This window comes from Arthrobacter mobilis (genome assembly GCF_012395835.1).
In the GTDB taxonomy this organism is placed as follows: domain Bacteria; phylum Actinomycetota; class Actinomycetes; order Actinomycetales; family Micrococcaceae; genus Crystallibacter; species Crystallibacter mobilis.
Genome location: NZ_JAAZSQ010000016.1, coordinates 26,395 through 36,016, shown reverse-complemented (window position 1 = coordinate 36,016; position 9,622 = coordinate 26,395). Strand labels below are relative to the sequence as shown.

General features: G+C 67.6%; 7 protein-coding genes and 1 pseudogene. 6 read left to right on the top strand and 2 right to left on the bottom strand.

The features are described from left to right. Positions 1 to 334: 334 nt before the first annotated feature. From HGG74_RS14945 to HGG74_RS14930, 4 genes and pseudogenes are all read left to right on the top strand, one after another. A complete protein-coding gene (locus HGG74_RS14945; RefSeq protein ID WP_168487609.1) occupies positions 335 to 796 on the top strand; it encodes a hypothetical protein in 462 nt (153 codons plus the stop codon). Positions 797 to 805: 9 nt separating this feature from the next. After that, the gene (locus HGG74_RS14940; RefSeq protein WP_168487608.1) at positions 806 to 1,426 is read left to right on the top strand and encodes an L-threonylcarbamoyladenylate synthase; all 621 of its coding nucleotides are present in this window, start codon (positions 806 to 808) and stop codon (positions 1,424 to 1,426) included. Between the two features lie 156 nt (positions 1,427 to 1,582). Further along, positions 1,583 to 2,875 carry a right-handed parallel beta-helix repeat-containing protein gene (locus tag HGG74_RS14935; protein WP_168487607.1) on the top strand — a complete coding sequence of 431 codons (1,293 nt, stop codon included), beginning with the start codon at positions 1,583 to 1,585 and terminating at the stop codon, positions 2,873 to 2,875. 9 nt (positions 2,876 to 2,884) lie between these two features. Next, a pseudogene (locus HGG74_RS14930) lies at positions 2,885 to 3,550 on the top strand (alpha/beta hydrolase family protein). 35 nt (positions 3,551 to 3,585) lie between these two features. On the opposite strand, the gene HGG74_RS14925 reads toward HGG74_RS14930, so the two are convergent. Together HGG74_RS14925 and HGG74_RS14920 are read right to left on the bottom strand one after the other, a co-directional pair. Next, complete coding sequence (locus HGG74_RS14925; protein ID WP_168487605.1) at positions 3,586 to 5,766, bottom strand: elongation factor G-like protein EF-G2; 2,181 nt, start codon at positions 5,764 to 5,766, stop codon at positions 3,586 to 3,588. A 94-nt stretch (positions 5,767 to 5,860) separates the two neighbouring features. Beyond that, positions 5,861 to 7,108 (bottom strand): PucR family transcriptional regulator, encoded by a 1,248-nt coding sequence (locus tag HGG74_RS14920; RefSeq protein WP_168487603.1) that lies wholly within the window; start codon positions 7,106 to 7,108, stop codon positions 5,861 to 5,863. Between the two features lie 98 nt (positions 7,109 to 7,206). Between HGG74_RS14920 and HGG74_RS14915 the strand changes: the two genes are divergently transcribed. Together HGG74_RS14915 and HGG74_RS14910 are read left to right on the top strand one after the other, a co-directional pair. Next, positions 7,207 to 8,304: a ferredoxin reductase gene (locus HGG74_RS14915; protein ID WP_168487601.1), complete on the top strand. Its 1,098-nt coding sequence runs from the start codon at positions 7,207 to 7,209 to the stop codon at positions 8,302 to 8,304. Between the two features lie 14 nt (positions 8,305 to 8,318). Beyond that, positions 8,319 to 9,542, top strand: coding sequence for a fatty acid desaturase family protein (locus HGG74_RS14910; protein WP_168487599.1), 1,224 nt, complete (start codon positions 8,319 to 8,321; stop codon positions 9,540 to 9,542). Positions 9,543 to 9,622: the final 80 nt, after the last annotated feature.

Sequence of the window (9,622 nt, the reverse complement as noted above, 5' to 3'; positions counted from 1 at the left end):
TCGCCCTCATGGCCACCGCCTTCGGCGGCTACGGGGTCCGCGTCGAGGCCGACCAGGACGTGCCCGCCGCCGTCACCGCCGCCCTGGCCGCGATCGACACGGACAAAACCTTCGCCCTCATCCACCTCCTCGTCGACCAACGCACCAAGGCCTACTGAGAGTGGGGCAGGCCGGGGGCGGCGTCAAGCAGGCGCCGTCCCCGGCTTTTCCATGGTTGGGCCGGACCATGCTTCTGCCCCGATGACACTGCAGTAACGGGCACGTGGTTTGCTGAAGTTTCGAACCGGACAGCCGTCCATCACGGTTCACGGTACGCCCAGGAAGAACCGGATTCATGACTGACGCGCCCTCCATGACAGTTGGCCGCTTGCTGCGCACTCCCCGGAAACAGCTTGACCGCCTCTTCCAGAGTTCGGTGCCGGGCCGGATTCCTGCCGGGGACTGCGAGGGAACCTTGATTGTCGCACCGGGCTCAGCAGCCGGCGCGGCCGCAGCCGGACTGATCCGCCTGATCGTCTGGAAGGGGAAGGTCTTCGACCCCGGCTCGGAAACCGTCCGCAACAAAGTGGGACCGCTGGGCACGCTGGCCGTCCGCGCCGAAGTCTATTACGGCCCGAGCCGGCTCGACACCAACCCGGCAATCATCCTCGATTACCGGCGCACGTCATGGATCGCCCGGTGGATCCGCGACGAAATCCGCGAAGTAGCACCCGGGGTGTTCCTGGGATTTGCCTACTGGAACAGATTCAGGGTCCTCAGGTTCGTCCTGGCGGTGCCGCAGCACTTTGGGCCGTAAGCTCATGCCATGGCCAGATTCTTCGATGTCCACCCCCAGGATCCCCAGCCGCGCACCATCGGCCAGATTGCCGACTTGGTACGGTCCGGCGGACTGATCGCCTATCCGACGGATTCCTGTTACGCGCTCGGGGCCCAGCTGGGCAACAAAGAGGCGCTGGACCGGATCCGTGCGATCCGCCGCCTCGACGACAAACACCACTTCACCCTCGTCTGCAGGGACTTCGCCCAGTTGGGGCAGTTCGTCCACATCGGCAACGAGGTGTTCCGCAGCATCAAGGCGGTCACGCCGGGCGCCTACACCTTCATTCTGCCGGCCACCAAGGAAGTTCCGCGCCGGCTGCTGCACCCGAAAAAGAAGACTGTCGGGGTGCGCATCCCGGACCACAAGGTGGTCCAGGCGCTGCTCGCCGAACTGGGCGAGCCGCTGCTGTCCAGCACCCTGCTGCTGCCGGACCATGAGGATCCGATGACCCAGGGCTGGGAAATCAAGGAGCGTCTGGACCACGCGGTGGACGCGGTCGTGGATTCGGGCGACTGCGGTCCCGAACCCACCACCGTCGTGGACTTCTCCGGCGGTTACGCCGAAATCGTCCGGTACGGCATGGGCGACCCGTCGCGGTTCGAGTGACGGCCCAGCTTCCGTATTTCCTGCCCCCCGACGGCATCTGCCGCAAGGACTGATCGCTCATTCCCCGGGAGCCACTACCCTTGGCGTACCTGCTGCGTCATCAGCTGCAATGCAGCGACTGCGCCGCCATCTGCAAGTGGAAGGGACCAGTGCGACATGGAAATACCCGGCGTTGGCCAAGGTAACGATGACACGGCCGCCATCCAGGCGGCCATCGACGGCGCCCCCAGCGGCGGGAAGCTGCGGCTGCCGTCCGGGCCCACATGCAACGTAAGCAGCTACGTGAACATCGCCAAGCCGCTCACCTTCATGGACGGCAAAATCCAAGCCGGCCCCAACAACCAAATCTTCAACATCACCAGCAGCGGCGTCCGCCTCCAAGGGATCGAGCTCGCCGGCGCCGGAGAGGCCGGGACCTACACCATCGGGAACAACCTGGTCAATGCGGTCGGCAGCGAACAGAACCCGCTGAGCGGGCTCACGCTGCTCAGGTGCTGGCTGCACGACTCCAGCGGCGAGGCGATGCGCCTGACCTGGCTTCGGAACGCGGAAGTAGCCCAGAACCTGATCGAACGAGTGCGCTACGCCGGGATCATGGCAGTCTCCATGAAGGACAGCCGGATCCACGACAATGTGGTCCGGGACGCCTTCGCCCACGCCGGCGTTGTGACCAACAGCTACGGCATCGCGCTCACCGACCTCGGCAACTACGAAGCTGCGCGGTCCGAGCGGGTCAGCGTCGACGGAAATGTCATCCTGAACTTCACCGAATGGGCCGGGTTCGATACTCACGGCGGAAAGGCCCTGACTGTTTCGAACAACATCGTGGTCAACTGCAGGCAGGGGCTCGCAATGGTCCTGGGCAGCAGCACCAGGACCATGCCGCCGCAGGATCTGGTTGCCTCCGGTAACTACATCGACGGCAGGAATATCACCGGCGGCTACGGCATATCCCTCTTTGGCAAGAGCACCACCGTCAGGGGCTCCGGGACCTTCACGGGAAACCGTATCGTCAACAGCATCGAGCCGTGGAAGACGGACCCGCAGCTGACCAATATTGACTGGGAGAATTCGGCGTGGGCCGGCAACACTCCGGAGTTCTACAGCAAGAGTGAAAACTGGCAGAACTTCCCCATACCGGCCTCGGGCATTTCCCCGCACCCGGCCAGCCTGCCGCAGTACCGGAAGATCGGCCGGCAGGTATTCCTGCGGGGGGCATTCGTCCGCACCGTCGGCGGAAACTTCACCACCAACACGACCTACACCATTCCCGGGCTCCTGCCTGCCGGGTACCGGCCCATCCAGGACGTCAGGCCGGCTGCCGGCGGCACCACCTGGCAGAATTCGTCCCTGGCACTGATCCAGCCCGGCGGTCAGTTACGCATCCGCACAGGCAACACCGCCCACAGTGAGCTCTGGATCGACGGCGTCAGCTGGTTCGTGGATTAAGGACGAGACATGCCCATCCCGGAATCCCCCGTCGCCATCGCCGTCGGCGATGCCCTGGTGTCAGGCGTCTACGCCCGCCCCGCGCAGCCCTTCGCCACGCTCGTGCTGGCCCACGGGGCCGGTGCCGGGATGGACCACCCGTTCCTGGCCGGCTTCACCCGCGCCTTGAACGACGACGGCGTGGCCACCCTCCGCTTCAACTTCCCGTACCGCGAAGCGGGCAAGAAGTTCCCGGACCGGCCTCCCGCGGCGATCGCCGCCTGGCGGGCGGCGATCGCCGCGGCCGCGGCCCGCGCGGACGGCGAGCCCCTCTAAGCCGCCGGCAAGTCCTTTGGCGGGCGCATGGCGTCCATGGCGGTGGCCGAGGGCATGCCTGCGGCCGGACTGGTTTTCCTCGGCTATCCGCTGCACCCGCCCGGCAAGCCGGACAAAGTGCGCGACGAGCACCTGTACGGCCTGACCCTGCCGATGCTTTTCCTGCAGGGCACACGCGACCCGTTCGCATCCCCGGAACTGCTCGAGGCAGTCGTGGCCCGCATCGGCCCGGCAGCAACGCTGCAGTGGCGCGAAGGTGGCGACCACTCCTTCGACGTTGCCGGCCTGAAGCGCAGCGCGGACGACGTCGGGGCGTCACTGGCAGGGCCGGCCGCGGCGTTCCTGCGCGCACACGGCTGACCCTGCCGGGCTCCAGGCTCCCGGACGTCCGGTGCTCAGGCGTTCGCCGCGGCAGCGGCAGCGCTGGAGGGCACCGGCTCGTGCCGCAGGTAGCTGCGGCGGAAGCGGCCGGTACCGGCAGTCAGCGAGCGCAGCTCGATGGCATACCGCAGCAGTTCGGTGTCCGGTACTTCGGCACTGATCTGGGTCGTCTCCCCGCCGGCCGACGTCGTTCCGGTCAGGCGCCCGCGGCGGGCGGACAGATCGCTCATGACGGCACCCACGTACTCGTCCGGAACGTCGATGGTCACCGCCGAGACCGGTTCAAGCAGCTGGATGCGCGCCGCGGCGGCCGCCTCGCGCAGCGCCAGGGCGCCGGCGGACTGGAAGGCGGCGTCGGAGGAGTCGACGCTGTGGGCCTTGCCGCCGACCAGCGTCACCCGGATGTCCACCACCGGGAAACCCGCGAAGACCCCTTTCTGCATCTGGGTCCGGACACCCTTCTCGACCGAGGCGATGAACGGCCCCGGGATCACCCCGCCGACGATCCTGTCGACGAACTCGAAGCCGGCGCCGCGTTCGAGCGGTTCGACCTCGATGTCGCACACGGCGTACTGGCCGTGGCCCCCTGACTGTTTGACGTACCGTCCGTGCCCGGCACCGGGGGTGGAGAACGTCTCCCGCAGCGGGGTGACCACCTCGACGGTCTGCAGTTTCACGCCCTGGCCGCGCAGCCGGTCCAGGACCACCTCGGCATGGGCTTCCCCCATGCACCACAGGACCAGCTGGTGGGTTTCGGCATTGCGCTCCACCCGCAGCGTCGGGTCCACGGCCGCCACCTTGCCCAGGCTCCGGGCCAGGACGTCCTCGTCGCCATGCGAGGCTGCTTCGATGGCTACCGGCATCAGGGGCTCGGGCATCTCCCAGGCCTCGATCAGCAGCGGCCGGTCCTTGGCCGAGATGGTGTCACCGGTTTCCACGGTGCCGAGCTTGGCGAGCGCGCAGATGTCCCCGGCGATGCAGTACGGCACCGGCCGCAGTGCGGAGCCCAGCGGGGAGTACAGCTGGGTGAGCCGCTCGTCGCTGTCATGGTCCTGGTGCCCCCGGTCGGCCAGCCCGTGTCCGGATACATGGATGGCCAGGTCCGGCCGGAGGGTGCCGGAGAAGACGCGCACCAGGCAGACGCGGCCCAGGAACGGATCGGTGGTGGTGCGGACCACCTCTGCCACCAGCGGCCCGTCGGGATCGCAGGTCAGCGGCCCGGCCGGCTGGCCGCCGATCTCCGTGACGGCCGGCAGCTCATGCTCCAGGGGGGTCGGGAAGGCACGCACCAGCATCTCGAGCAGTTCGGCCATACCCGCACCGGTCTCTGCCGAGGTGGGCAGCACGGGGAAGAAGGATCCGCGGGCGACGGCGGTCTCCAGGTCCCCGATCAGGACGTCGAGGGAAATCTCCTCGCCGCCAAGATAGCGGTCCATGAGTGATTCGTCTTCGCTCTCGGCGATGATTCCTTCGATCAGTTCGCCCCGGGCGGTCGCGGACCCGGCCAGCTCGTCCGCGCTGGCCGGCCGCCGGGCCGGTCCGGACTCCCCCGGCGTGTACTCCGATACCGTTCCGGAGAGCAGCCCGAGCAGTCCGGCGGCCTCACCACCGGTGTGCAGCGGAAGGTAGAGCGGCAGCACCGACTCTCCGAAGGCCCTCCGGCAGGCGGCCAGGGCGGCGTCGTAATCCGCCCGCGGATGGTCCAGGCGGCTGATCGCCACGGCCCGCGGCATTCCGACCCGCTCGCACTCGCTCCACAGTTCGGTGGTCACGGCGTCGACGCCGTCGACGGCCGAGACCACAAACAGCGCCGCGTCGGCTGCCCGCAGTCCCGCCCGCAGTTCGCCGGTGAAGTCCGGGTAGCCTGGCGTGTCCAGCAGGTTCACCTTCACGCCGTCGACCAGCAGGGGCACCACTGAAAGCGCCGTCGAGCGCTGCTGCCGGATCTCGGACGGATCCGAATCACTCACCGTCGTACCGTCGGCGATCGTACCCATGCGTGAAATGGCGCTGGTGGCGGCCAACAGCGCCTCCACCAGCAGCGTCTTGCCCGCGCCCGAGTGGCCGACCAGGGCGATATTGCGGATCTGTTCCGGCCGATCCGCTGCCACCCCCGCGGCCGGATCGGCCCGTCCGGTGCCCGTAGTGCCCCGGCCCGGGTTCTTCGCCGGGCCGCCTGTTCCTTTCACCGACATGAGCTCCTCCTGGCGTCGTCTTCATTGACCTGCACCCGAACACTGCTATGACCGATTCGACACCCTGAGGTGACCGGACAGCAAGAGCACATCGTCAGGGACCGGGATGACTGCCGTCCTCTGCCATGGTTCCCGGCCCCTGCCACCGCCCCGCGTGCAGGACCAGTTCCAGTTCGAACCGGGCCCGCGGATCGTCCAGCTCCCCGGCAAAGAGTTCGCGCAGCTGTGCGACCCGGTAGCCGACCGTCTGTGCGTGGATACCCAGCTCGGCAGCCATGGGGGCACGCTGGCCCCAATGCCGCAGCCACGAGAGCAGCGTCGCTGCCAGCTTCTCGCGCTGCGCCGGGCGCAGGCGCTGGAGCGGGGCCAGTCTGCGCTGTGCCAGTTCGGCGATGGCGGTGGGCTCGGTGCCCAGGACGATCTCGCCGAGATGGTCGTGCGCCCAGATGGGAGGATCATCCAATTTTTCCCGGGGAGGCAGGACCGCGGCAGCAAGTACGGCCAGCCTCAGCGAATCCGGGACCTGCTGCCATCCGCCGGCCGGGCCGACAGAGGCCGCCCGGCCTCGCAGCGCCTTTTCCAATGCCGTCTGCGCCGGCTTGGACCGCGGCGCCGGGACCAGTGCCACGACGTCGGTTTCGCGTTCGACCACCAGAGCCCCCGGTCCGAGCTTCAGCCGCAGGCCGTCCGCACGGTCCAGCGGCAGCGTCACGACCGCCAGCCTGGCCGGCAGCACCCAGTCCGCCATGGAAGCGGCCTGCCGCAGCGCCGCCTCGTCCGCCTGGCCGTGCAGCAGCAGCTCCAGCAGCTCGGTACGTCGCCGCTCCACAGCCCCGGCCCGCTCGGAGCGCTCGAACGCGTATGCCTCGGCGCTGACGGCGGAGAGTTCGTCGATGTAGGCGAGGATTGATTCGCCCAGGTTCACCACCGCGTTCAGGCCAAGGTTCCGCTCCAGGGAAATTCTGGACATTTCGCGGAACGTCACCCGGGCCCCCATGCGGTAGGCGCTCAGCAGGGCATCCATGCTCCGGCCCTGCCGGAATTCGCCGCTGCCCAGGCCAGCCACCAGCTGCCGGCTTTCCTCCGATAAGGCCGGCAGCCGGGTGCCCGGCAGCTGGAGGAAACGGTCCAGTGCCACCGCCACACCGCTGCGCAGACCACGCCCGAACCGTCCCTCGATCGGCCGCGCATACGCAGGCACGGTCTGCGGAACCATGGTGATGATCGCCTCCACGATGCCGGGCACCATGGGTCGCAGAACGTCGACGATTTCCCGCGGCAAGGCCAGCCACGGGGGATCATGCGGTGGCGCTGCCAGCCGGTTGTCCGGGGCGGGTTTCATGCATTCTTCCCAAAGTTGTCTCGGCCGAATAGTTCTCGCGGACCGATCGTATTCTCCGCTAGGAGAAATACGGCTCGGCCCGTCCTAAGCTTGATCATATGATCTGGCACCATAAGCTGGCACGTGCCGCATCTGTTCTGACCACTCCCCTGGCTCCCGAGGACTTCCTGTCCCTGTTCAACCCGGTATTCTCGGCCCGCCAGCTGCGCGGCGTGGTCACCCGGGTGGTTTCCGAAACCGCCGATTCCGCCACCATCTACTTCCGCCCCGGCCGGGGCTGGCAGGCCCACCGGGCCGGTCAGTGGGCCCGCATCGGCGTGGAGCTGGACGGTGTGCGCCACTGGCGCTCGTACTCGCTCAGTGCAGCCGCCGGCCGTGACCCGGCGATCACGGTGACCGACGTGGGATCGGTATCCGGCTACCTGGTGCGCAACACCCGTCCCGGTGACGTGTTGTTCCTGGCGCCCCCGCAGGGCGAATTCGTCCTGCCCGAGCAGCCCCGGCCGCTGCTGATGCTCACCGCCGGCAGCGGCATCACCCCGGTCATGTCGATGATCCGCACCCTGGTGCCGCGCCGCCCGGATGCCGATGTGGTGCTCATCCACTCCAGCCGTTCCCCGGAACGGAGCATCTTCCACGAGGAACTGTGCGAGCTTGCCGACCAGTTCCCCAACCTGCGCGTGGTGCAGTGGTTTACCGCAGAACGCGGCCGGCTGGACCTTGGTTCGGCCGCGGAGCTCGACCTGCTCTGCCCTGACTGGCGCCAACGCGGGGCCTACGCCTGCGGGCCCGAAGGCTTCCTCGACGACGCCGGGGCACTCTGGGCTGCCGCGGCGCTGGCCTCCGAAACCGGGGATCCGGCAGCTGTGGGGCAGGCCGGTCCAGGGAGCCTGACTATCGAGCGTTTCAATACCAGCCTCGGCGCCGGTGCCGGGCAGGACGGCGGACTGGTTACCTTCGAAGCCTCGGACCGGGAAGTGGAGGCGGACGGCGACACTCCGCTGCTCGACGTCGGGGAAGATGCCGGCGTCCTGATGCCCAGCGGCTGCCGGATGGGTATCTGCCACAGCTGTCTGGTGCCGCTTCGGGCAGGACGGATACGCGACCTGCGTACCGGTGAAATCCTGGACGAACCTGGCCAGCTGATCCAGCCTTGTGTGTCGGCAGCAGCCGGACCTGTCAACCTAGACCTCTGAGGAGAACCCACCCTATGGCAAACACTTCCAGCCGGGCACCGGCCACTACGGGAACTGCTGCCGCAGCCTGCCAGACCGGTCAGGCAGCCGTCAGGACCCGGCCCGGGGCGCTGGCTGCCTCGGGCCGCCCGCTGGTGCGTCCGCGCGCCGCCGCCCACCTGACGGATGAGCAGGTGGCCGAACTCGGCCGCGAGCTCGACGCCATCCGCGACGAGGTCCTCGCCAGGCGCGGTGCCTCCGACGCCGCCTACATCCGCCGGGTCATCAAGATCCAGCGCGTGCTCGAACTCACCGGCCGTGCCGCGCTCCTGGCCGGAAAGAACAGGGCCGCATGGGTGACCGGCACCGCATTGCTCAGTGTCGCGAAAATCCTGGAGAACATGGAGATCGGGCACAATGTGCTGCACGGCCAGTGGGATTGGATGCGGGACCCGGATATCCATTCCACGACGTGGGAATGGGACTTTGTCACCCCGGCCCGCTCCTGGCAGCATACCCACAACGACCTGCACCACCGCTGGACCAACGTCGTGGGCAAGGACCGCGACGTGGGCTACAACCTGCTGCGCATGGACCCGGACCAGCCGTGGAAGCCGTTCAATCTGGGCAACCCGCTGTACAATGCCCTGCTGGCCCCCGTGTTCGAATGGGGCATCGCCGTTTACGACCTTGAGATCGACGAATTCCGCGAAGGCAGGAAATCCAAAGCCGCGCTCGTCAAGGACCTCAAGGCGATGGGCCGGAAGGCCGCCAGGCAGTTCGCCAAGGACTATGCGGCAACTCCTGCCCTGGCCCTGCTGACGGGTTCCGGCAAACAGGCTCTGTACGGGACGCTGGCAGCCAACGCAGTGCGCAACGTCTGGGCTCACGCGGTGATTTTCTGCGGGCACTTCCCGGAGGGCACGGACACTTTCACCGAGGAAATGGTCGACGGCGAGACACGCGGAGACTGGTATGTGCGCCAGATGATCGGTTCGGCCAATATTTCCGGTTCCAAGTTGATGCATCTGATGACCGGGAACCTGTCCCACCAGATAGAGCACCACCTGTTTCCGGATCTTCCGTCCAGCCGCTACGCCGAAATTGCCCCGAAGGTCCGTGAAATCTGCAGCCGCTACGGGCTGCCCTACACCTCCGGGCCCCTGCCGAAGCAGGTAGCGTCCGCCTGGGCCAAGGTCTTCAAGCTCGCGCTGCCGGATCGTCCCGCTTCCAGGACCAAGGAAACGGCAGCCGTTTAGCTGGTTCCGCTGCCCGGGCGTCTATTCTGGTCGTCATGTTAACGCTGGGCGTTCTCGGTCCTTTGAAGGCCAGCGATAGC

Excerpts from the sequence above, each read along its gene's own strand:
- HGG74_RS14945 (WP_168487609.1), top strand. The coding sequence starts at position 335 with ATGACTGACGCGCCCTCCATGACAGTTGGCCGCTTGCTGCGCACTCCC.
- HGG74_RS14925 (WP_168487605.1), bottom strand. The coding sequence starts at position 5,766 with ATGTCGGTGAAAGGAACAGGCGGCCCGGCGAAGAACCCGGGCCGGGGC.
- HGG74_RS14910 (WP_168487599.1), top strand. The coding sequence starts at position 8,319 with ATGGCAAACACTTCCAGCCGGGCACCGGCCACTACGGGAACTGCTGCC.
- HGG74_RS14940 (WP_168487608.1), top strand. The coding sequence starts at position 806 with ATGGCCAGATTCTTCGATGTCCACCCCCAGGATCCCCAGCCGCGCACC.
- HGG74_RS14915 (WP_168487601.1), top strand. The coding sequence starts at position 7,207 with ATGATCTGGCACCATAAGCTGGCACGTGCCGCATCTGTTCTGACCACT.
- HGG74_RS14920 (WP_168487603.1), bottom strand. The coding sequence starts at position 7,108 with ATGAAACCCGCCCCGGACAACCGGCTGGCAGCGCCACCGCATGATCCC.
- HGG74_RS14935 (WP_168487607.1), top strand. The coding sequence starts at position 1,583 with ATGGAAATACCCGGCGTTGGCCAAGGTAACGATGACACGGCCGCCATC.